A 21,544-nucleotide genomic window follows, 5' to 3' on the forward strand; every position below is an offset into this window, starting at 1 on the left:
ATTTCGTTCATTTTACTCGATAAACATCTAAATAAACGAATGAACCCATTAAATCATTTATACGTTGGCTAAAAAAGGGATAATGATATGATTGGCTACTCCCATAATCATTGCACTCCAAACGGCAACTAAGCCAATTTGCCATAACACCCGACGCTCTTTTGGTAGTTTGAAATAATAAATCGTTCCAGCTAAAGCGCCTATAATAAATAGTATCGCTATAGGAAAATAAGGCAATGGAATAATCAGTATCATTGTCTCAGCTGTTAGATCATACACAGTCACCAATCCCAAAGCCAAAACTGTCAGTACAAGTTTCACACGGCTCTTTGTAGTCGACATCTGTTTCGTATATATTCTTTTTTTCAACACTGTAAAAATGATGAGTGTGGCTACTGTAATCACTATTGACTGAATCAACATACTTCGGATATTGATACTATTCGCAGCCGTGGCGAATAAGAAGAATAGATATGTGCTTGTTACGATTCCAAAAATTTTCAGCACTTCAAGCCATTTATTTTCCAAAGAAGCAAGTAATTCATCCGCTGAAGTACGAGGATTTTTTCCAAAGTAATCTTCAGCCGATACCCCTCTTTTTTGCGCATCCAGTATATCTTCTCGCACTTCGTATAAAAAATCCTCAACTTCAGATTCACTCTTAAGCCAACTACCATATCGAATGTACGCTGCTAACTTTTGGTAGTATTCTTTATTTTCTATGTACAACTGATGACCGGCATTTTGGATATTGTTCATTCGTCTATCCCTTCCTCATTGAATTTTGCTCTAAATATAGTTGACTATTCCAATAACCCAAAGTCCCCAAACCAAACTCATAATAATTAGCCAATCTACCCTACTTTTATTTTTTTCCATCACTCGAAGTAGCGTCACTGCTAAAGCACTGAGGAACGCAATAGCCATGTAAACATTAAAAGAAAAGCAGATTGTCCATGTAAGAAATGTTAATTGTTCTCTTACAATACTCCAGATTGCAAAAAATAAAACAGATAAAACGATCAAAAAAGTCATTTTCAAAGCTTCATTTACTTCGCTAAAGATTTCCCATTGTTTAAACTTCTTAAAGATTTCCAAACCAAGTGCTATATAGATTGTTTGCATAATCAAACCAAAAACGTCGATTCTAAAATCGTTAAATGCAAAGTTCAATAGTATTATGATAAGTATAAAAATACCGACTATTTTAAAAATCTCTTGCGGTCTATGCGCTAACTTTGACAGAAAATGATCAGCGAATACTTTCGGTTGATGATTTACATAATCGTCAACCGTCAAACCATTTTCTTGTGCTTTAATGACTTCATGCAGAAAATCATTTAGTCGCGTTTCTAATTCCAAGGGACTTTTCATTGTATTTCCGTATTGAATATAATGTTCGATTTTGTCAAATTGCTGTTGATTTTCATCCGTCAACTTTTTCTTAAGTACTTGATTTTCTTCATGAATCTCCGTATGTTTCACTACATCGCCTCCTGAATTAATTTAAATAATGGAATAACCCGATACCTACTGTACCCCATATAAAGAGAAGTTGGAGTAGCCAATATTTTTTTTCGTTCCTCGGTATCAAAAAAAATTGCCAAGTAGTTACGATTACAACTATGATACTAACTCCCCAAGAAACCCAAAGCGGCACCGTGACCAACAACTGAAACGGGAAGCCAACAACTTCAACAAAGACTCCAAGTATAAAGATCGCTGAAAAAAGAAAAACAAAAAACAATGCATTTCTCCATTTTGAAGCGTTTTTTTTGAAACTCTCTGTTTCTAGTGATTTGAATATAATCAAAATCCCTAAATAAATAAAAAGGCTTCTTGATAAAAGCGACACTAAATCGATTATCGTACTCTTGGTAATTAGGTGATCTAGTGAACTTATCACGACCGAAAAAACTACTACATATAAAAATAGTTTAACCTGATCCATCCAGTTACGTGATGTATTCGAGAGAATTTGATCTGCATATGACTTTGGATCTTTTCCAAAGTATTCTTCTGCTGAAACATTTTCTTCTTGCGCACTAAGTAAATCTTGGAGGATCTCTATCAATATCTCTTCCATCTGTTTTTCACTCTTAAGACTTGTTTTAAGGCGTAGATAAATCAGAAGTTCTTCGTAATACTCTTTATTCTCTGAATTCAGTTCTTCTCTTAGATCATTATTTTGTTGGATCAGCAATTTTGTATTGTTCATTCGACTTCCTCCTTTAATCGATTAAATGATGGACACTCGTTTCTAGTTCGCGCCAGCTTTGAACGAAGGACTCACAGTAGTCTCTTCCTTTGTCAGTGATTTGATAGTACTTGCGGTCAGGTCCATCAGGCGAAGGCTTCTTGACACTTGTCGTCAATTCATTTTTTTCAAGCTTTTGTAAAATAGGATAGACCGTCCCTCCGACAATATCCTCAAACCCAGATTGTTTGAGTTGCTGGACAAGCTCGTAGCCATAAACTTCTTTCTTTTTAATAATCAATAAAATGCAGCCTTCAAGGACACCTTTTAACAATTGCGTTTTCTTCACCATTTCACCTCTGTGCTAAATCATCTCCACTAGATTGCATGACCAACTAGTTAAGTTTATACTATATTAAACCTACTAGGTTGTAAAGCATACTAGCAAAAAAACTCGAACAAGATTTTTCATCCTTGTTCGAGTTCAACTTTCCATCGTTAAGACACTCTCTTTTTCAGTTGTTTGAATCAAATTGCATAGCGAATCCTATCGTTATTCTGATAGCGATTTTTACGATCTTAAAGAATTTCAATGATTTCTTTTTTACTTGCGGCATTCGCTGGTGCGTAACTGAATACCAAACCAACTAAAGCAGAAACACTGATACAAGTAATGATCGTAAACAAGTCAATTCCTGCTGTAAACGGCAAGAACATCGTTGCGATTGCAGAGAATAACCAGCCAAATAAATAGCCGAGAACGCCCCCAATACTTGTCATCATAACGCCTTCTAGCACAAACTGCGCTCGGATATTTTTCTGAGAAGCCCCAAGTGCGCGGCGAATCCCAATTTCTTTTGTCCGTTCAGAGACAGAAATGTACATCATGTTCATTACACCGATACCTGCGATGAAAAGCGAGATCCCCGCTACACTAGCAATAAACAGCGTAATCCCTCTCAGCACTTTAGACAAACCGTCATCCAATGCGGACATATCAAAGTATTCATAAGTCCCCATGTTGCGCATCGTCCCATTTTCTTCCAAGAACGCCGTACTTTCGTCAGCTACTTCTGACGGAAGATAGCCTCTATCAACGGTAATGCTGATTTGGTTACCTATCGAATCTTGATCATTGTATCGTTTGTAGCTATTTAATGGGATCTCTACTTCTTCAGACATAAATTCAGAGAACAAACCTGAAGCATCAATGTCTTCTTCATAAATACCTACAATCGTGTAAAGTTGATTACCCAACGAGATACCTTTCCCGATTGCTTCATCCTCAGATTCGTAGACATCTTGAACAAGCGAATACGGTACAACGGTCACTCTATTTTCTCTATGATTATCAATCTCGTCCAATGCTCTTCCAGCTAAAACTGGTCTTCCTTGTTCCTCTGTCAAAGTAGCATCTACATAACTTTCTTCCCCATCGATCATCGTATCTAACGATACAAATTCGTAGTCATTTCCAACAACTTCTACATTGTTTACACCAGGCATGTAGCGGATCGTTTGTAGATCCATTTCAGAAAATAATGGCTCATTCGTTTCAAACATCCACTCTGGATCATCTGACTGGAATTGGATATTCACAGTCAATAGTTCACCTTCATCAGGATTAAGCGATTCGAGAACATAATTCTCAAATCCTCTACCGATAGACATGATCGTACTAACTGCTGCGATCCCTATGACAATACCAATCATCGTCAGAAAGCTTCGTTTTTTATTTTTGAGCAATGCATTCCATGCGCCTTTAAAAAATACTATAGGATTCATTTGCCTACCTCACTTCTTCGGTTAGTACGCCATCCTGCATATGAACGACTCTGTTGCAGTAATGAACCGTAGAAGGATCATGTGTGACTAAAATGATTGTCACACCTTCTTCTTCGTTTAACGTCTTAAATACATTCATAATATCACTGGATGTCTGCGTATCAAGTGCTCCAGTCGGTTCATCGGCTAGAATAAAATCTGGATCATTAATAATCGCGCGCGCAATCGCCGCTCTTTGTTGCTGACCCCCAGATAGCTGTTTGGGATATTTTTTCCCTTTATCCCCTATCCCTAGCTTTTCGAGAAGACTTTGTACTTTTTCTTTTGTCTGGCGATAGTTCCAGCCGTCATAAAGTAATGGAAGTTCGACATTTTCTTCAATCGTCAACGTCTCAATCAAGTTGAACTGCTGAAACACGAAGCCTACACGTTGGTTGCGGAGCTTGGATAAATCCGCATCCCCCTTTGACGTCACGACTTCGCCATCAAGATGGTAGTCGCCCAAATAATGACGGTCCACAAAGCCAATCAAGTTCAATAAAGTTGATTTACCTGAACCAGAAGGTCCCATAATGGCTAGAAAGTCTTTTTTTCTCACTTCTAGATCAACGTCTTTCAACACAGGTATCCAATTGTTATCTGCTTTATAGGCTTTCCGAATTTTTTCTAACTTAATCATAAAACACCACTACTTCATCGCCATCAGCAAGATCCATATCCGGATCCATAATGACTTCTTCATCAATTTCTAAACCAGACTCAAGCACATACAAGTTTCCATCATCTGTGACCTGTACTTCGCGACGCTCTACTACGCCATCTTTATTGACGAATACAATAGTAGTACCATCTTCCTCTTTTATAACTACATTCTGTGGAAGATAAAGGGTCTCTTCTTTTACTCCGACCTGTACAGAAAATCCATATTGAATAGACTCTTCAGGAATTACTGTAAAAGGATATCTCGAAGATGACGTGTCCCCTTCAGCACTTGCTTGCATCGGCAACGCACTCACATTCGTGATTTTACCTTTTACGATTCTGTCAGATGTGATTGGACTGATTTCAACAGCATCTTCGACCACAATTTTATCGTAGTCATATTCCGAAACAGATGCATCGATTTTTTGCTCTTTCGACATTAAACGGAGAACGGGTTGTTCACTCGCTTGGATACTTGAAATATTCGTTTGCATCAATTCCACGATTCCTGAGAATTTCGCTTTTATAGTCGTCGTAATCCCACTGCGTAGTTTTTCGATCTCAAATGTAATATCTTCCATCTGCTCATTCAAATCTCTTATCGACATCTCTGCACTATCAATGGTCGCTTCAGCTTCTGCTTTCTCTGACTCATAACTCATTAAATCATTCTGCGCTGCATCCATTTCCGTATTCATTGCGAAACCTTCACTATCTTGATCTACTGGTTCTTGCCCTGTAGATTCGATTGTACGGTTACTTTTAGCGATATTTGCATTCGCAGATTCTAAGGCTTTTTTTGCATTTGCTAACTCTGTCTCAGCTTCAGAACGCCTTTTTTCTAAGCGACTATATTGACGGTTCTGCTCATCCAACAACTGTTGGTTTTCTTCATTTGTGTATGTAAATAATTCCGTGCTCTCTTCTACTTCTTGGCCATTTTCAACTAGCAACTCTCCAATTACACCATTTGATTCATTATAATATTCTTCTTGTATTTCTGATGCTTGAACAATCCCGTCGAACAAGACCGGATCTTCTTCTCTAACGGTATACACAGAGTAAGAGACCTCTGGTTCACTGCCGCTTCCAATAGCAGCTCCCTGAAAAGCCTTAAAGATGAAAAAGATAGCAACCAATACGACAATGATTCCTACTGCGATAAGACCCTTTTTCTCACCGAAACGCGCAAGAAATGAGCGTTTCGATGAAGGGCTAGTTGTTTTTTTCATGTTATTTTCCTTCTTTCTAATAAATTGACATGTTACTGATTAGCACTTGGATAGCAGACAATAAGACAACCCCAATAACAAACCAAGTAATTCTGACAATCATCATTGCTCGCTTCACGTGACGTTCTTTTTCTTCTCCGGAAAAATAGAAGAACAAGAATAAGACAGTAGTGATCAAGCTAGCAATAGCCGCTATAAACAAATTTTCGCCGTATCCAATCTGGTCAATAATAAAGCTCAATACAACACTGACTGCGTTAGACAAAAATAAAGCTGACCAAATGTCATACTTGTATACATGCTCATCTTTTGCGACCCACTGCGTTGGAAATTTTATAAAAACATACTGAAACATTGTCCCGATGAATAAAATCAGCGCACCGACAATGATACCAATCACACCAACGGCTATAATGGAATCGGCACCGAATCCTTCCAGTGGTACTTCGTTAAATACAAATCCTTCAATGATGGCTGACGCAAACACAACGCCTAAATAAATCGCTAACGCTCCCCAAGGGAACGTTTTAGCCTGAGTTTGTTCTACTTTTTCTTCCATGTCCAATCTCATTAGCATTTTTTTGATTGACTGATTAAACGAGGAAATCAGCAACTACTGATTGTAAAGCAATCGATAGTATCGCACCGATAACGAACCAACCTACTCGGACGATCGTAATGGCACGTTTGATATTGCTTTCTTTTTCTTCTCCTGAGAAATAGAAGAATAGGAATAAAGCGGTTGTGATCGCACTGCTTGCTAAATCAAAATAAAGATTTCCTACATATCCTAATTGCTGAACCATGAAAGTGATCACAGCGCCAATCGCGCCTGAATAAAATAGTGCTGACCAAATATCGTATTTATAAACAAAGTTTTCTTTCGCGATCCATTGCGTTGGGAACTTAATAAAAACGTACTGGATAGCTATCAAGATTATCGACCCAATTGCGCCGATTATCAAACCAATAACACCACCAGCTAACATAGAACCTGTATCAATGTCTTCTACCATTAACGAAGTATCAATTGTGAAAAAATTGTAAGCTGCTATACCCAATACAACAACTACATAAACCGCTAATGCACCCCACGGAAACGTTTTACTCTGAGTAACTTCTGTTTCTTCATTCATTAATTATTTTCCTCCAAATTTTATTAAAATTATTTACTGATTATCCCCTCTAATAACCTACCTAATTAATCCTCCTTCATCAAATAAAATCGTATACATTTAAACATACTAGCTAACTATATAGTACTGTTTAACGTTTGTTTTAAACGTTATGTATTTCACTATACAAAGTCGTTAACTATCAAGATTGTACCAAAACCATTTAAAGATCACAACAACTCATTTCACACTTGCTATTTTCAATACCGGAATATTTAAACATTTTCCTACTTCCTTTTTAGAAGTAAAAAACCTGTTAATATTTAGCTATTTTTCTTCGAAGTTTGCATCTTGACCTAAAGCGTTTCAATAACAATCAGATATTGCTATATGCCTGAAGTCATTTTCTATTTTTAAATCCTGTAATCGTTGATTTATAACGTTTCATTTTCGTTCGTAAATATTTTTTCAGTGAGATACTATAATTGAGGATATCTATAATAACTATACCTTTTTAAAACGCTTCTCCATCTAATCCAAAAAACATTCCAACCCCGCTCCCTATTTAATTTATTCGTTAATATTGTACTTAAAAATTGCTTACTGATTTCATTTTTATTCTTGAACTATTATGACAATTTAATGATTTGTTATCTTTTTTTACTGCATAATTTAAAAGTTGTAAGTGCTTCTTGTTTAAAAGTTTGATAACATTCGCTATAATTAAGGGAAAGATACAGTAAGGCAATTAGATATTAGGAGGAAATGACTATGAAATTTATTAAAGGGGCTCTTTTTGGAGCAGCAGTAGCATTACTATTCGCACCTAAAAGTGGTAAAGAAACACGTTCAGACATTTCTAATAAGTTTAACGAGAAAAAAGAAATGGCTAACGACTATGCCGGAATGGCTAAAGTAAAATCAGAAGAAGTTTCACATGCAGCAAGTGAAGCATCAGAAAACATCAAGATTACTTTATCTAAAACTGCACAAGATCTTAAAGAGCAATTACACACAGCATCTGAAGATATTAAATCAGAAGCTATGAGCGCTTCTCAAGATGTTAAAGAAACAACGAAACAAGCTGCAAATGACGTTTCAAAAGAAGTAGATAAAGCTTCTAACAACACAAACAATCATACAAACAACAACATCAACAAATCTCATTAATTTTAAGCATAAAAAAGTGAAGCAGCCAGTCAGGATAGTCTCCTGACTGGCTGCTTTTTTTGGATAAAACTGGTTAAACTTTAGTAGATTGCGCTATACTAGTACACAAACCACTACATACACCCAAAGGAGTAGGCTTATGAACCAGAAGATTGTAGGTATTCTTTTATTTAATGAAGTTGAAGTTTTAGACTTTGCCGGTCCATTCGAAGTTTTTTCGGTAACCCAGCAGGCTTCCAATGATGAAAGACCCTTTAAAGTAATCACGATCTCCCAAGACGGAGAACTGATCAAAGCGAGAAATGGACTCCAAGTAAAACCTGATTTCAGCTTCGAGCAACATCCTGAACTAGATATTCTCATCGTTCCCGGCGGATACGGTGCAAGAGAGATTGAGGTGCATAACAAAACACTCCATCAATGGATTCAAAAACAAGATCAGACAACTATGCATACGATGTCCGTTTGTACCGGTGCTTTCTTGTTGGCTAAAGCAAGATTATTGGAGGGGTTAAGCGTCACGACTCATTTTAGTTCACTAGATAAACTCGAGACTGCTTTTCCTTCTCTTACGGTAAAACGGAACACAAAATTTGTCGACCAAGGTCATATCCTGACATCCGCAGGGATCAGTGCAGGAATCGAATTATCTCTTTATCTCGTTGGCAAACTATTAGGTACTGCCATTGCTAAAGAAACCGCCCAGCAAATGGAATATACTATACAAAGTAAAGATGTTCTAGCAGATTAATTTATGATGTTGACTTCGCTCTAACTTGCGTTCCTGCTAGCAGATCACCTAGGTGTCGTTTATCTTTTCGAAGAAATCCCATAGCGAATAAAATCATGGCAAGCAAAATACCGGCATTGGTGAACAGAATCGAACCGATCGTCTCAAATTCTGTATAGATGCCTTCAATCACACCCAAATGAGCGAGTTGCCATGGAAGAAATTTAATGGCATTTCGGACTAGGCTTCGCCACAAAGCAGGATTCGTATAAACCACTTCTAGCTTAGCTTTACGTTTTCCAAAGGTTCCATAAGGCTTTTTATAATCCATCCATGCGAACCAAATTATGATGGGGATAACCGATTCTACCGTCGCTACAAGCTTTGACTGATTCATTGTGAACGTAGGAATTCCATCTAGTATGAAAAAATAGACCAGTAAATTAACCACCAGTAAACCGATAAGAAAAATAAGAATCGCAAGATAATCTATTACCAACTCTTTCAATCTGACACGCCAATCTATCGCGTTAGACTTTTTCACCAAAATACCCTCCTGTTGTTGGAACAGTGTTGTCGATGTGTGCGGTAATCTTACTCTATTGATTACATTATACCAATATAAAAAGACAAGTGAAGGATTAGCTATCCTACTCACTTGTCTTTTTCTGTGCCTATTCTATTATTGTTCTTTTAATGTTTGCCATTCTTCCCTTAATAAACCGTAGCGAATTGAATCGTAGTAACAGTCGTTGTACAGTCTAACTTTTCGAATGCTTGCTTCTAATGTCATCCCTAGTTTTTCTCCGACTGCCATCATTCTTTTATTCCCAGACCAAGTCGTGAATCCTACGCGAACAAGTGGTAGGGTATTGAATAAGCGGTCTATCCATAGACTAAGTGCTCTTGTTCCTAGCCCTTTCCCCCATTTGCCGGATTCGTAAAGAACAATCCCACATTCTAACCATTTTGATGGTTCATGTTCCCAGTAATACGTGACGACCCCTACAAATTCGCCCGCTACTTCTATTGCCCAGCTATCTTTTTGGTTGACCCAATCATCAGCAGTTTCCAAAAAAGTTTCATAGCTTTTACGTTTATGAGGATAGTAGGGTGCATCCCACTGTTTCCACTCTGGTGCTTCTTCTTTAAAAACAAGCGCCCATAATCTTGGTAAGTCGCTTATTTCAATGGGTCGAATCGTTAATTCTTTATCTGTATACATTTCGTTCCTCTTTTCCAAATTGTTTACGCTGAAAAGAAGAATCATTTGGATACTTACTTTTCAGTCACCATTTTTTTCGTTTTCATTATGTAAGTCATTTTAATCACTCCTTCGTTTGTATGGTTATCATTCTAGCATACTCCATGGCTATCTAATATGATTGAATGTAAAAAGCCAACCCCAGCATCCTTATTAGCTATCTGAAACTAGTTGGTTAGCAAGTGTTGGCTTTTTTTATTGATATGTAGATTATCCAAACTTCTAGTTGCCCCAATGATGATTATGAAACCCAATCAAATAATATAAGCTGATATAACCAAAAAACAGACATGCTAGCACTAAAAGCGTGATTCTAAATTTTTTCCCAATATCTTTGTGTTCTACGGATAATCCCATAAATGCAAACCCAAGGCCAGGTAGGAAGTTCATTATGATATTCCTCACGTTATCGTCTTTAGCTAAATTGATATTAATTGAAACCCCCACAATGATGAGCATACCTAAATAAATCAGTGCATCTCTTTTAGTTATCGTTATCTTTGTCATGTTTACCCTCCTTCTTGTTCTTCAAGTATTGCAGAAGTCGGTCTCTATATCAAAAGATAACGACGATGATTTTACTTGTTAGTCCGCAGATACATTCAACTGCCGTTTAAATCGTTCCATAATCTCCAACCCGTTTTTGAAATCACCACTACTTTCTAGCGCCCAGCAAGCTTCTAGCATACCGCGTACGATACCCCATTTAATCATACGCTCACGATTCAGGTTCAATTGTGATGACATGGACTGCACTCTTCATTTTAAAACTGCATCGGGGTCTCCATTTCGATCTACATAATTTAATAGGTATTGAATCGTTTCAAAATGAATATCGCCAATGATACCTTTAGGATCAATCACTTTCCAACCGTCTTTTTCGTCATTCCCGATTTCTGTGAGTGGGCGCCCGGGCGTTACTTTTTCAAGTATCAATCCCCCTAAGGGCTCACTGTAGCCTAAGACACGAATAACTCCCTTATCTACAAAGGCTTCTAAAACTTCTTTTTCCTTTTTAAGCGATGCTTTTTCAAACAACATTTTTAAAACAACGGATTCTTGATTTGTTATGCCTTCCGCAACATAATTATATGTCAATTGTTCGAAAGGCTTAAGCTCACGAAGTTTAAAAAATGCCGCACACGCGGTTAGCCGTTCAGGTAATGTTTCAACCCACTCCGTTGCTTCAGAACCATACTGCTTTAACATCAGTGTCGAAAATCCTTCTGGAATAGCTGACATCCTATCATCCTTTCATTTACATGTTATATGACTTATATTATCAAAATCCTTTTTTTAGTTAATAGGAAAAAACCGCTAAAAAATCTATTGTGATTTTTTAGCGGTCAATGTTTAGATCCTTCTATTGGCTATATTTCTCGATCTGTTCTCTCGAATGACGAATCTGATCGATGATTTTATCGAAGTTTTTAGAAGCGTAGGCATAAAATAAAATATCGACTAATATAAATTGTGCATGCAATGAACTAGTCGCTGCACTTCTTAATGTTCCTTCTTGTGCTCTAACGTGTTGAAGAGAAATATCGGCTTTTTTGGACAAACTATTTTTCCCGAATTGCGTTAAGGCAATCGTCTGACTCCCATTCTCTTTCGCTAATTCAAGAAGGTTGACCACTTCCTGAGTTTCGCCAGAATTGGAAATCCCAATAAAGACTTGCCCTTCTTTAAAAGAAGACATCGCCGCCAACAAAGCGTGCGGATCTTTAAAACTGATACACGTTTTACCGATTCGGCTCCATTTTTGTGCAATATTTTCAGCGACCAACCCTGAGGCACCGATGCCAAATAGATAGATGATCGAAGAAGCCTTTAGTACTTCAACGGCTTCTAAAAGCGGCTTTTCTTGAATCAGAGAAACGGTATCTTGCATTGTTTGAAATGCATTACCGAGTAATTTATCCATAATCTCTTCGATTGGCTCATCTGGCGTGATGTCAGAATAACCTGTCGGGTTCGTATGGATCACTTCTCTAGAAATCAATACTTTTAATTGTGTAAAGCTGGGAATGTCGACACGTTTACACAAGCGAATGACCGTTGCTGCACTTGAATCGGCAGCTTTCCCAAGATTTGAAGCAGTCATATGGACAACTTCTTCTGGTTTTTCCAAGATGACCTGTGCGATTTTCTTTTCCGCTTTCGGTAACTGGTCAGCGATACTTTTGATTCTTCCTAAAATATTTTTCTCCATGCTTTGATCCGTCCTTTGATGCCACTATAGTATAATGATCATTTCTTCGCTTCAATCGATTGACGCACGCGTCCTTTGTTGTCGTTCAGGAGTGCTTCTGCTGCTTCAACCGTTGTTCCCGCTAAAATCTGAACAATCGCTGTTTTTACGGATCCCGAAGCTTTGTAGTAAGCTTCTGCTGCTTCAAATGTACAATCCGTTGCTTCCATGATGATTCGTTTAGAGCGATCCACCAATTTTTCATTTGTCGCTTGAACATCTACCATCAAATTCTCGTAGGCTTTTCCTAATTTTACCATAGTCACTGTAGAGATTATATTGAGCACCAACTTTTGCGCAGTCCCTGCTTTTAATCTTGTCGAGCCCGTCAATATTTCTGGACCTGTTGGGATTTCAACTGGGAAATTGGCCAGCTTACTGATCGCAGCATTCTGGTTATTCGAAATAGATCCTGTCTGCGCCCCCACTTCGCTTGCATAGCCCAGTGCCCCTTTTACATAAGGCGTCCGACCACTAGCTGCGATGCCGATAACGATATCTTTTTCACTTAATTTTACGTTTTTCAAATCTTCTGTGGCCATTGTTTCAGAATCTTCTGCGCCTTCAACGGCTTCTACAAATGCTTTTTCACCACCTGCGATCACACCTTGAACCCATTCTGGTGAAATACCAAAGGTCGGTACACACTCTGCGGCATCCAGTATACCCAATCGTCCGCTTGTCCCTGCTCCGACATAAAATAAGCGACCACCGATTTCCATTCGTTCGATAACTGCCTCAATCAGACGATTGATGGCAAGAATATTTTCTTTAATCACCATCGCAACAGTTGCATCTTCTTCGTTCATTAATTCTGTCATTTCTGCTATAGATAGAGTATCTAGCTGCATAGATTTTTGGTTTCTCTTTTCGGTACTCATTTATACTGATTCCTCCATAAATTGAAACTTTGTGCCTGATCCTACGTAATGCAATAAACCAAGTGACGCTGCTTGAACACGAGCCAGTCTATTTACGCGTTCGTCAGCGGGTAGATTCGTTTTCGTAATTTGTAGTTCTCCAGCATATCTACCGTATAAATCATTATCGAGCGTAATCGTGCCCAAAGGTCGCGCTTTAGCTGTAAGTGGTACGACAGACTGTCCTTTCAGTAAAACACGAGAAGCTTCGGAACGAATAACATCTCTCGCAACATCTTTGCGGTTCTGCTGAACATCGTAAAAATGATCAGGCAATTGCTCTGCGGTATCGGTGATAGGTAGACTCACGATTTGTTCATCTTTCCACTGAATCATTCTATCCAAGGTCTGTTCTTGCATCAAAACATCTCCAATGAGAACTTCATCTACAAAGTAGACAGTCTTCAACTCCACGTAAGCCAACAAAGGATCCACTTCTCTATGATCTTCAAGCGTAGGCAAGCCCGCGAAAACTGGCCCTCTCTTCTTCCAATCACCTGGTATAAAAGCTTGGATCATAAATCCTTTTTCTTTTAAATACTGATTTCTTTTCAAGAAAAAATCCGGCGCTAACCCTGTATGTTCTCTAGGATAATAATTATGACAAACCGTTAAGTCTGTTAATGTCATCCCTACTTTTTCCAACTCGTCACAACTTTCTTCTGTGACTGTACTCGCATTCAGTACGATACGAAACTGTTCGCTGAGCTGCTTGATTTCTTGATAGCTGAAACCGTAATCGACTCTCAATGTTGTTGCCCCAAGTGACTTAAAAAAACCAATAGCGTCTGATCTATCTATATGATATTGTTCAAGCGTTCCCGCAGAGACATCTATCATAAGATCCATCTTGTACTTATTTATTGCTTTAGTTATTGTTTTAAGACCAACCAAAGTATGATTCGCATCTTCTTCCGGTATGTGTAAAGAAGTAAAGACCGTTTTGACCGCTCGTTCGTTTAACTGTTTTAAAATCTTCAGATTGGTTTCTTCCCCTTGTGATAAATACAGCGCTGCACCAAGCATAGTCAATAAATACCCCCCATTTTATTCTCCTATCGTCTCTATCATTATGAACGAAATGAAATAATATTTCAATTTATAATATATAAAATCTATATTTTATTTAACTTAATAGAAACGACTCTTTTTGTTAAGAATAAAGGCTATCTTCACTTTATGTATGTCCAGAATTCGTTAATATTGATTAAAACACTTTTTGAGAAGATGAAAAAAGCACTAAAAAGTCCTTTGAAGGATCGATTCAGTGCTTTATCTATTAACGATTTTGCTCAACTTTTACTTCATCTAATTTGTCCATCGCAAGATTCGCCATCGTTACGAAGCGTTCGTTTTGTTGAATCTCAAAAATAAAAGCAGCTTTTTTATAGGACTCCATCGCTTGTGATAATTGCTCCAAGTGCTCTAAGCAATAGCCTTTTTGATAAAAGAAATCTCCTAATAAAAATAGTGTATTATTTTCAATCAGTAACTCCAGTCCTTGTAGCGTTTTTTCTAATGACTCACGGAATTTCTCTTGTTTCGAAAGACAAAGAGAATAGTTTAACAGTAATTTAGCTTTCTTCTCATGTCCCATCCACTCTGAGAACGATTCAAATCCGTTTTGATAGTATTCCTCTGCTTTTTTATAATCATGGATTCTTTGGTACTGATTTCCGATACTATCGATGATTTCGACACGTAATTCCCCTTTTTTCGTGCCTTCTTCAATTGCTATCAAATGGTTGAGTGCTTTTTTATTGTCGCCATCTCTGTGCGTATATAGTAAGCCTTTAATCCATTCAAAGAACACCTTGTCATCCCCTATAGACCTGGCGATCAATTCATGATTGGTTTCCACTAAGTATGCGACTGAGTCATATTCTCTACGATCAAGGTGTTGTCTGATCATTCTACATAACTGACTAACTTGTGAATGTCTCGTTTCCAAAGAGTCTTCTCCGTAGAAAAAGCTCATAGGGGTATCCATTCTATCCGCTAGTTTTTCCATCAAATCACGACTTGGTCGGACTTTTTGTTTTTCAAGTCGACTGACCATTGCCTGCGTACAGATGCCTTCTGCTAGATCAATTTGTGTCATACCAATTTCTTTTCTTCTTCTCTTGATCTTCTCCCCTAATCTCATCGCTGAATTCCTCGTTCCTTGTAAAATATAAATATAATTATAATAGTCTCATTATACCTAAGCTTATCTGATTTTTCTATACTAGATTCAAAAATTCATAGGGTATTTTGAATAGCTTGTCTGAATTCTCTGCAATAATCCTACAAATCAATTGACTGATTATTCTAACTAATGAAAAAATATATAACTAAACGATGCAAACAAAACGCCGACTCGAAAACCGAACCAGCGCTTCTACCATTCTATTCTATTTTTGACTTAATCATATGAACATCTCTTTGAGGGAAAGGAATCTCAATATCGTGTTCATTGAATTTTTCAAATATCTTGAATCTTAAATCACTCGGTATACTAAATTCACGCTCGTCCGTTTGTTCATCTATCCAGAACCAGACTTTGAAATCTAAAGACGATTCTCCAAAATCTTCGAAGAACACCCTCGGCTTCGGTTCATCCAATATACTTGTCCATTTTTCCTCTTTCAATTCCCTGATCGATTCTTCCAGTAATGATTTGACTAGTTTTACATCACTATCATACGATACCCCTACTTGCATGGCGATTCTCAAGCGCGTGTCTGCATACGACCGATTGATAAATTTCTCCTCTAAGAAAAAAGAATTCGGAATGATCATACGCTCGTTTGCTCTTGTACGCACGATCGTAGCACGCATTTTGATCTCTTCTACATCTGCGATCGTATCATCAATAATAATGCGGTCGCCCACTTTTACAGGTCGTTCAAATAAAATTACAAGACCTGAAATGAAATTAGACATCACATTTTGCAGACCAAACCCGATCCCGACACCTAGCACACTAGCAAATACCGTTAAGCTTGTCAGATTAAAGCCCAGTGATGAGAGGGCCACTAAAATCGCAATTGTCACAACAGCATATTGAAACAACGTGTTAAAGGTAGCTTGCATCCCTCTGTCTAACTCATACCTTGAGTACAAGGTAGGAAGGACAAACCGTTTGACCGCATTGGAGAACCGGAGCGCAACAATCATTACAAACAAAACTGCTAGAATCAAGAAAATTGAAATTTTCGTTTCACCAAATACAAACAGTGTGCTATACAGCCAAGGTGTATTGGAAAAGTAACTCAATAAAAAGATAATGAGCGAAAATACCGCGACCCAATTGACAAAAGTCTTCCACAAAGCAATCCAACGTCTAGATCGAATCAATTTTTCTCCAGCCCTTTTTAATATGGACCTTACTGCTAATAATCCAACTAGGCCTAATAAACCACCTATCCAGTATCCTATGCCTACATCATTTAAATAGTCGAACCAACCCTCTAAAACACTCACGTACTCGCTCCCTTTATTTACTATTGTTTGATTATTATATCAAACAATGCTCTAAACCTCTAAGAAGTCGTTAGCTATTTTTCTAACCATTTAGCATATTTAAGCAAAGTCAATCCTATTAAAATTAATATTTTCCAAATTAATAGACTTCTTGCTACATCTACGTTTTTTAACAGCTTTGCGTGTGATCCAATGAATAAATCGTTTAGTGAATTTGTAAGTGCTTCAAATAAGTGTCATAATGAATTGTTACGTAAGACTTTCTCTCGCATGATGATTTCAATAGGAGGTTCGGAATATGTTAAAAGATACGAATAGAACGATCGGGTTTGTCAACAGTCATAAAGCCGGTGAAAAACGAATTGCCTTATTACCTAAAGACATTACTGAAATCCGTCACCCAGAAGCCTTATTTTTCGAAGAAAATTATGGAAGCGATTTAAATATAGAAGATGCTGCTTACACTAAACTAGGCTGTCACATCGTTTCAAGGAAAGTAGCTTTAGAAAAAGATATCGTCTGTGATCCTAAAATTGGTGATTCTTCTTTAATAAAAGAACTCATTCCAGGCCAAACGATATTTGGATGGGTTCATGCTGTGCAGAGCGAAGAAGTTACGAATACGTTAATTGATAACGAATTGTCTGCATATGCTTGGGAAGATATGTATGAAGATAACCGTCATGCTTATTGGCGCAACAACGAATTAGCCGGAGAAGCCGCTGTCATGCACGCCTACCAGTTAAATGGTGTTATGCCCTACGACACCAAAGTAGCTATTTTAGGGAGAGGCAATACAGCCCGCGGCGCACAGCGTATCTTGATCGGTCTTGGTGCAGATGTGAGAATATATAACCGTAAACAAGAAAAACTCTTTCAAAAAGAGATGTTTAAATTTGATGTCATCGTCAATGCCATTCTATGGGATACTTCGCGTGAAGACCATTTGATTTACCGAAAAGATTTAAAACAATTCAAACCTGGTACAATGTTTATAGATGTGAGTTGCGATGAGAATGGCGCAATCGAAACGACCGTTCCTACCTCACTTAGTGAACCAATCTATGAAATTGACGAAATTATTCACTATGCTGTTGACCATACACCCACCATATTTTATCGCTCATCATCAAAGGCCATTTCAAAAGAAACCGTTAAATACATTGATGACTTAGTAGAAAACCGATCAAATACAATCTTAGAAGAAGCACTGATTATCAAAAACGGTGTCGTTTTAGACGACCGAATCAATCAATTTCAGCATCGGCCATCAGTTGAGGTGATCGCCGATGCCGACGAGGAAGATTTCACTTCAATGGTTTAATTGTTAAAATAATATCAATTTTAAAAAAACAGTGACGGTTAGCGTAGTATGCTAACCGTCACTGTTTTTTGCTTATGATTTTTATTTGTACTAATTTTTATCCCAACTCGAGCAGATTTTCAATTAAGTAATTAGTCCACATTTGTTCTGCTTTCATAAAACTACATCCTTTATTATATTTTTAAATCTACATTTAGACTTTCGTAGTTCAGTTAAACTTACAACCTTTTTTGAATATTTATAAGTAAACCTGAAATAGTAGCGGCTATTATAGAAAAAACAGATAAACTTAGTAAACCATTCATAAAATTAACCTGTTGGTTTACTCTTGGCATATACTCATTACCATAAAGAAGAACTTTTGAGATATCAAAATAGGTTAAAGGTATATAGTGAGCAATATTAGTCAAAGCAGAGTCAGGGCTGAAAATAGGTGTACTAGGGATAACAAGAATAATCAACAAAACAAATAAATTAATAAAGAAATTATCTGTAAATCTAGAAATCAGTATTGAAAGACAAGAAATAAATACGATAATTACCAATAATAAAATAGATACTTTGACTAAAAAATCAGCTGTCGTTATTACATCAACATGTATACCATCCTCTGAACGAGGGATAGGATAATTCCACATGCCCGGTCCATTTTTTAGCGTAGCCGCTACAAAGGAAATAACAATCGCTATAAAGAAATTGAAAATGCTGTATCCGATGGAGACCATTATTTTAGACGAAACTAATATTTTATAGGACAAAGGAGTCATATTCATAAAGTCTTCTGTCTCCTTATTCTTTTCAGCAGAAAATATATGACTACAAATCACGACTGGTATGATCATTATCATGATGAAAGGGAAGAATCCCTGAAAAATATTAGAAATATAATTGGCTCCTGGTGTACTACTACTAAATGTCTCCAGATAGGATAAATTGTTTTTTACTAAGTAGTCTAATTCTGCAACTACTTTACGTTGTTCAATTATAGGGATACCTGAACGCGACCCCGCCTCCATTTGTTCTAAAAATTTTTCTTCATATGCTAATTTTGCTTCTAACTTTTTAGAAGAGTCGTTTCCTTCACTTTCTTGCAACAAGTTCTTCAACAAATCTAACCGTTCAGTTTCATCTTTTACTGCTAACGCCGCATTAGCTTCCTCCATCTGTCGTATGCCTTCTTCAGTTAAAGAAATCTCCGCTTCCAATTCTGCAGTTTCATCTATATTAGAATATCTATCTGGCATTGCTATTAATGGAATTAAAAACAGGGCTACTGTTATTGCTAATATTGCTATGTAAAGTTTATCTTTCACGATCTTTTTTATTTCAAATATGAATTGATTAAACATCATTCTTCCTCCGTACCATACAATTTATCGTAGACATTCTCTGATGACTCGCCATCTTTTTGGCTCTCTATAGTACAAACGATATTACCATCTTTAAGAAAAAGAACTTTGTCCGAAATAGTATCTATATTGGAAAGTATATGTGATGAAATCATAAAAATTTTATTATTTTTCTTCATTTCTTTAATATATTTACTAATTACTTTCATACTAGTTGGATCTAAACCATTCATGGGCTCATCTAATAAAATAACATCTGCATCACTTACAATACACATGGCCAGTAATATATGTTGTTTCATTCCCAATGATAACTTTTTTATAGGTTTATGAATATAATCAGAGATACCTAATTTACGAATCACTTCTTCTACATCTATCGATGATTTCCATACGGACTTCACATAAGAAAGATGATCCTTTCCATTAAGGTTAGAATACAAAGTATGATTACTTTCAACATAGTACATTTTTTTATAATAGGTTTCTCTATCTTCATAAACGGTTGTTCCTTCTATAGAAACACTTCCCTCATTAGGTTGTATGAGCCCGGCTATTGTCCTTAGAAGTGTTGTTTTTCCTGTACCATTCGGTGCAACTAACCCTATGATTTCTGGTTGAGTAATTTTTAAGTTGATATTTTTTAGGATTGCTTTCTTTTTAAACTTTACAGTTAAGTTTACTACTTGCATTCTTCATTCTCCTTTATCTTTTTATTCAATCCTTTTTTAGTCCCCTGGTTGCTATCATATAAACTAATTATCCTTATTGGTTATTCTTCATACTCTATACTCACCGTTCCAAATCCCAAATAATCTCCCACTACACTATAAACAACAAACAAATTGATTGTCATTGAAAATAGACAAGCGATTAAAATAAGCTTTGCATGTGTACTTTTCTTTTTCACTTTAAGAATAAAAGGGACAATAAATAATCCGAATGGCGCAATTAAACAACTTAAAAGAGTTAGTATAAGCAAATTGAAACTTTCATCCTTTTCATCTTTTGGACTATCAACACCTGTTTTAAAAGTCACTATTTCATCAGACTGTTCATTCAAGAAATACTCAAGCGGCATATCGTAATAAAGGCTCTGGTATGTCAACACTTTTTTGAACAAAAATTATAAGGTGTAAATGATGTTTGAGTTTATTTTACTTTACTTGAGTCTCTTTAACTGAATGTAAGGCTAGTTTTGACCGGCTGATGGACAACGGACTTGCGGACTTTAATTTCAGACTGTTCCAGTTCCCAACTTTTTCGATAATCGATAGGAGATTCGTAGTCCAATGATCCATGTGGGCGAAAATGATTCCACCAATGGACGTAGTCCATAAGTTGAACTTGCAGTTCATAGAGTGTATGGAATGTGTTGTCGTAGACAAATTCAAACTTAAATGATTTATACGTGGACTCCGCTACGGCATTGTCGTAAGGATTCCCTTTTCTACTTAACGAACGCACAATATCAAAGGAGTCCAGTAACTCATCAATGGTGTGGTTGTCGAATTCCTTTCCCCGGTCAGTGTGGAAAACGTTGACCGTATATAGAGTTCCTTTAACTGTAGCGAGAGCTTGGAGAACCAAGTCAGCTGTCTTATTTGGTCCTGCGGAATACCCGATAATCTCACGGTTAAATAGGTCTATAATAAAACAAACATAAAACCACTTGTTGGCAACTTTGACATAGGTCAAGTCTGTGACAATCACTTTCATTGGTTCTTCTGGATTGAACTCACGGTTCAAGGTGTTTTCAATCTTCGCTTGATTGACACCACTCTGTTGCGGTTTATATGACAGTTTATCATATTTGGATACCAGATGAAACTTCTTCATAATGCGCCCAATTCTCCGACGGGACACAGTAAACGCGCGTTTCTTCAATCGTTTTTTTAATTTACGCGTGCCATAATTGTTTTTGCTTTTGGCAAACTCTTCAATAATCGCTTGTTCAAGTTCCGCGTCACTTTCTTTCTTTATTACTTCGTAATAATAAGATCCTCTACTGATCTCAAGGGCACGGCACATCGCTGATAT

At 37.0% G+C, this 21,544-nt stretch carries 26 protein-coding genes; 3 read left to right on the forward strand and 23 right to left on the reverse strand.

What is annotated here, in order from left to right; all coding sequences use genetic code 11:
- Positions 1 to 57: 57 nt before the first annotated feature.
- The 9 genes from J5J05_RS04575 to J5J05_RS04615 all read right to left on the reverse strand — a co-directional run bounded on the left by J5J05_RS04575 (position 58) and on the right by J5J05_RS04615 (position 7,052).
- Positions 58 to 759 (reverse strand): DUF1129 domain-containing protein, encoded by a 702-nt coding sequence (locus tag J5J05_RS04575; RefSeq protein WP_208559482.1) that lies wholly within the window; start codon positions 757 to 759, stop codon positions 58 to 60.
- Positions 760 to 789: 30 nt separating this feature from the next.
- Positions 790 to 1,485: a DUF1129 domain-containing protein gene (locus J5J05_RS04580; protein ID WP_208559483.1), complete on the reverse strand. Its 696-nt coding sequence runs from the start codon at positions 1,483 to 1,485 to the stop codon at positions 790 to 792.
- 16 nt (positions 1,486 to 1,501) lie between these two features.
- The gene (locus J5J05_RS04585; protein WP_208559484.1) at positions 1,502 to 2,218 is read right to left on the reverse strand and encodes a DUF1129 domain-containing protein; all 717 of its coding nucleotides are present in this window, start codon (positions 2,216 to 2,218) and stop codon (positions 1,502 to 1,504) included.
- A 13-nt stretch (positions 2,219 to 2,231) separates the two neighbouring features.
- Positions 2,232 to 2,546 (reverse strand): PadR family transcriptional regulator, encoded by a 315-nt coding sequence (locus J5J05_RS04590; protein WP_208559485.1) that lies wholly within the window; start codon positions 2,544 to 2,546, stop codon positions 2,232 to 2,234.
- A 230-nt stretch (positions 2,547 to 2,776) separates the two neighbouring features.
- On the reverse strand, positions 2,777 to 3,982 hold the full coding sequence (locus tag J5J05_RS04595) for an ABC transporter permease (RefSeq protein WP_208559486.1): 1,206 nt from the start codon (positions 3,980 to 3,982) through the stop codon (positions 2,777 to 2,779).
- Between the two features lie 4 nt (positions 3,983 to 3,986).
- Positions 3,987 to 4,661: an ABC transporter ATP-binding protein gene (locus J5J05_RS04600; RefSeq protein WP_208559487.1), complete on the reverse strand. Its 675-nt coding sequence runs from the start codon at positions 4,659 to 4,661 to the stop codon at positions 3,987 to 3,989.
- A complete protein-coding gene (locus J5J05_RS04605) occupies positions 4,654 to 5,916 on the reverse strand; it encodes an efflux RND transporter periplasmic adaptor subunit (protein WP_208559488.1) in 1,263 nt (420 codons plus the stop codon). The genes J5J05_RS04600 and J5J05_RS04605 overlap by 8 nt, the downstream gene beginning before the upstream one ends.
- Before the next feature lie 16 nt (positions 5,917 to 5,932).
- Positions 5,933 to 6,475, reverse strand: coding sequence for a hypothetical protein (locus J5J05_RS04610; protein ID WP_208559489.1), 543 nt, complete (start codon positions 6,473 to 6,475; stop codon positions 5,933 to 5,935).
- A 34-nt stretch (positions 6,476 to 6,509) separates the two neighbouring features.
- Positions 6,510 to 7,052: a hypothetical protein gene (locus tag J5J05_RS04615; RefSeq protein ID WP_208559490.1), complete on the reverse strand. Its 543-nt coding sequence runs from the start codon at positions 7,050 to 7,052 to the stop codon at positions 6,510 to 6,512.
- A gap of 750 nt (positions 7,053 to 7,802) precedes the next feature.
- Between J5J05_RS04615 and J5J05_RS04620 the strand changes: the two genes are divergently transcribed.
- Together J5J05_RS04620 and J5J05_RS04625 are read left to right on the forward strand one after the other, a co-directional pair.
- Positions 7,803 to 8,201 (forward strand): YtxH domain-containing protein, encoded by a 399-nt coding sequence (locus J5J05_RS04620; RefSeq protein ID WP_244244612.1) that lies wholly within the window; start codon positions 7,803 to 7,805, stop codon positions 8,199 to 8,201.
- 139 nt (positions 8,202 to 8,340) lie between these two features.
- On the forward strand, positions 8,341 to 8,952 hold the full coding sequence (locus J5J05_RS04625; RefSeq protein WP_208559492.1) for a DJ-1/PfpI family protein: 612 nt from the start codon (positions 8,341 to 8,343) through the stop codon (positions 8,950 to 8,952).
- Between the two features lies 1 nt (position 8,953).
- On the opposite strand, the gene J5J05_RS04630 is transcribed toward J5J05_RS04625, so the two are convergent.
- From J5J05_RS04630 to J5J05_RS12940, 10 genes are all read right to left on the reverse strand, one after another.
- Positions 8,954 to 9,475, reverse strand: a complete 522-nt coding sequence (locus tag J5J05_RS04630; RefSeq protein ID WP_341868500.1) for an RDD family protein — start codon at positions 9,473 to 9,475, stop codon at positions 8,954 to 8,956.
- A gap of 138 nt (positions 9,476 to 9,613) precedes the next feature.
- Positions 9,614 to 10,156 (reverse strand): GNAT family N-acetyltransferase, encoded by a 543-nt coding sequence (locus tag J5J05_RS04635; RefSeq protein WP_208559494.1) that lies wholly within the window; start codon positions 10,154 to 10,156, stop codon positions 9,614 to 9,616.
- A gap of 261 nt (positions 10,157 to 10,417) precedes the next feature.
- Positions 10,418 to 10,702, reverse strand: a complete 285-nt coding sequence (locus J5J05_RS04640; protein WP_208559495.1) for a hypothetical protein — start codon at positions 10,700 to 10,702, stop codon at positions 10,418 to 10,420.
- A 78-nt stretch (positions 10,703 to 10,780) separates the two neighbouring features.
- Positions 10,781 to 10,942, reverse strand: a complete 162-nt coding sequence (locus tag J5J05_RS04645) for a hypothetical protein (RefSeq protein WP_208559496.1) — start codon at positions 10,940 to 10,942, stop codon at positions 10,781 to 10,783.
- A 12-nt stretch (positions 10,943 to 10,954) separates the two neighbouring features.
- Positions 10,955 to 11,437: a hypothetical protein gene (locus tag J5J05_RS04650; protein WP_208559497.1), complete on the reverse strand. Its 483-nt coding sequence runs from the start codon at positions 11,435 to 11,437 to the stop codon at positions 10,955 to 10,957.
- Positions 11,438 to 11,558: 121 nt separating this feature from the next.
- Entirely contained in the window at positions 11,559 to 12,407 is an 849-nt protein-coding gene (locus J5J05_RS04655) for a MurR/RpiR family transcriptional regulator (protein ID WP_208559498.1), read from the reverse strand.
- A 38-nt stretch (positions 12,408 to 12,445) separates the two neighbouring features.
- Complete coding sequence (gene murQ, locus J5J05_RS04660) at positions 12,446 to 13,327, reverse strand: N-acetylmuramic acid 6-phosphate etherase (protein ID WP_208559499.1); 882 nt, start codon at positions 13,325 to 13,327, stop codon at positions 12,446 to 12,448.
- Positions 13,328 to 14,392, reverse strand: coding sequence for a MupG family TIM beta-alpha barrel fold protein (locus J5J05_RS04665; protein WP_244244618.1), 1,065 nt, complete (start codon positions 14,390 to 14,392; stop codon positions 13,328 to 13,330).
- Positions 14,393 to 14,645: 253 nt separating this feature from the next.
- Positions 14,646 to 15,512 carry a helix-turn-helix domain-containing protein gene (locus tag J5J05_RS04670; protein ID WP_208559501.1) on the reverse strand — a complete coding sequence of 289 codons (867 nt, stop codon included), beginning with the start codon at positions 15,510 to 15,512 and terminating at the stop codon, positions 14,646 to 14,648.
- Positions 15,513 to 15,754: 242 nt separating this feature from the next.
- Positions 15,755 to 16,831 carry a mechanosensitive ion channel family protein gene (locus J5J05_RS12940; RefSeq protein ID WP_208559502.1) on the reverse strand — a complete coding sequence of 359 codons (1,077 nt, stop codon included), beginning with the start codon at positions 16,829 to 16,831 and terminating at the stop codon, positions 15,755 to 15,757.
- A gap of 298 nt (positions 16,832 to 17,129) precedes the next feature.
- Here J5J05_RS12940 and J5J05_RS04680 point away from each other — a divergent pair, with 298 nt between their 5' ends.
- Positions 17,130 to 18,155: a N(5)-(carboxyethyl)ornithine synthase gene (locus tag J5J05_RS04680; protein WP_208559503.1), complete on the forward strand. Its 1,026-nt coding sequence runs from the start codon at positions 17,130 to 17,132 to the stop codon at positions 18,153 to 18,155.
- Between the two features lie 218 nt (positions 18,156 to 18,373).
- Here J5J05_RS04680 and J5J05_RS04685 read toward each other — a convergent pair whose 3' ends face one another.
- The 4 genes from J5J05_RS04685 to J5J05_RS04700 form a co-directional block, all read right to left on the reverse strand.
- The gene (locus J5J05_RS04685; protein WP_208559504.1) at positions 18,374 to 19,504 is read right to left on the reverse strand and encodes an ABC transporter permease; all 1,131 of its coding nucleotides are present in this window, start codon (positions 19,502 to 19,504) and stop codon (positions 18,374 to 18,376) included.
- Entirely contained in the window at positions 19,504 to 20,196 is a 693-nt protein-coding gene (locus tag J5J05_RS04690; protein WP_208559505.1) for an ABC transporter ATP-binding protein, read from the reverse strand. The genes J5J05_RS04685 and J5J05_RS04690 overlap by 1 nt, the downstream gene beginning before the upstream one ends.
- Positions 20,197 to 20,276: 80 nt before the next feature.
- A complete protein-coding gene (locus J5J05_RS04695; RefSeq protein ID WP_208559506.1) occupies positions 20,277 to 20,567 on the reverse strand; it encodes a hypothetical protein in 291 nt (96 codons plus the stop codon).
- 113 nt (positions 20,568 to 20,680) lie between these two features.
- Positions 20,681 to 21,544, reverse strand: an 864-nt coding sequence (locus tag J5J05_RS04700; RefSeq protein WP_208559507.1) for an IS3 family transposase, incomplete at its 5' end; no start/stop codon positions are given.

The organism is Marinilactibacillus kalidii (genome assembly GCF_017599325.1).
Lineage (GTDB): Bacteria > Bacillota > Bacilli > Lactobacillales > Carnobacteriaceae_A > Marinilactibacillus > Marinilactibacillus kalidii.

What these genes read in the sequence shown, in the direction of transcription:
- J5J05_RS04585 (WP_208559484.1), bottom strand. Translation starts at nt 2,218, where the DNA reads ATGAACAATACAAAATTGCTGATCCAACAAAATAATGATCTAAGAGAA.
- J5J05_RS04685 (WP_208559504.1), bottom strand. Translation starts at nt 19,504, where the DNA reads ATGTTTAATCAATTCATATTTGAAATAAAAAAGATCGTGAAAGATAAA.
- J5J05_RS04595 (WP_208559486.1), bottom strand. Translation starts at nt 3,982, where the DNA reads ATGAATCCTATAGTATTTTTTAAAGGCGCATGGAATGCATTGCTCAAA.
- J5J05_RS04640 (WP_208559495.1), bottom strand. Translation starts at nt 10,702, where the DNA reads ATGACAAAGATAACGATAACTAAAAGAGATGCACTGATTTATTTAGGT.
- J5J05_RS04575 (WP_208559482.1), bottom strand. Translation starts at nt 759, where the DNA reads ATGAACAATATCCAAAATGCCGGTCATCAGTTGTACATAGAAAATAAA.
- J5J05_RS04665 (WP_244244618.1), bottom strand. Translation starts at nt 14,392, where the DNA reads ATGCTTGGTGCAGCGCTGTATTTATCACAAGGGGAAGAAACCAATCTG.
- murQ (WP_208559499.1), bottom strand. Translation starts at nt 13,327, where the DNA reads ATGAGTACCGAAAAGAGAAACCAAAAATCTATGCAGCTAGATACTCTA.
- J5J05_RS04655 (WP_208559498.1), bottom strand. Translation starts at nt 12,407, where the DNA reads ATGGAGAAAAATATTTTAGGAAGAATCAAAAGTATCGCTGACCAGTTA.
- J5J05_RS04635 (WP_208559494.1), bottom strand. Translation starts at nt 10,156, where the DNA reads ATGTATACAGATAAAGAATTAACGATTCGACCCATTGAAATAAGCGAC.
- J5J05_RS04615 (WP_208559490.1), bottom strand. Translation starts at nt 7,052, where the DNA reads ATGAATGAAGAAACAGAAGTTACTCAGAGTAAAACGTTTCCGTGGGGT.
- J5J05_RS04625 (WP_208559492.1), top strand. Translation starts at nt 8,341, where the DNA reads ATGAACCAGAAGATTGTAGGTATTCTTTTATTTAATGAAGTTGAAGTT.
- J5J05_RS04610 (WP_208559489.1), bottom strand. Translation starts at nt 6,475, where the DNA reads ATGGAAGAAAAAGTAGAACAAACTCAGGCTAAAACGTTCCCTTGGGGA.
- J5J05_RS04645 (WP_208559496.1), bottom strand. Translation starts at nt 10,942, where the DNA reads ATGTCATCACAATTGAACCTGAATCGTGAGCGTATGATTAAATGGGGT.
- J5J05_RS04680 (WP_208559503.1), top strand. Translation starts at nt 17,130, where the DNA reads ATGTTAAAAGATACGAATAGAACGATCGGGTTTGTCAACAGTCATAAA.
- J5J05_RS04620 (WP_244244612.1), top strand. Translation starts at nt 7,803, where the DNA reads ATGAAATTTATTAAAGGGGCTCTTTTTGGAGCAGCAGTAGCATTACTA.
- J5J05_RS04650 (WP_208559497.1), bottom strand. Translation starts at nt 11,437, where the DNA reads ATGTCAGCTATTCCAGAAGGATTTTCGACACTGATGTTAAAGCAGTAT.
- J5J05_RS04690 (WP_208559505.1), bottom strand. Translation starts at nt 20,196, where the DNA reads ATGCAAGTAGTAAACTTAACTGTAAAGTTTAAAAAGAAAGCAATCCTA.
- J5J05_RS04605 (WP_208559488.1), bottom strand. Translation starts at nt 5,916, where the DNA reads ATGAAAAAAACAACTAGCCCTTCATCGAAACGCTCATTTCTTGCGCGT.
- J5J05_RS04600 (WP_208559487.1), bottom strand. Translation starts at nt 4,661, where the DNA reads ATGATTAAGTTAGAAAAAATTCGGAAAGCCTATAAAGCAGATAACAAT.
- J5J05_RS04670 (WP_208559501.1), bottom strand. Translation starts at nt 15,512, where the DNA reads ATGAGATTAGGGGAGAAGATCAAGAGAAGAAGAAAAGAAATTGGTATG.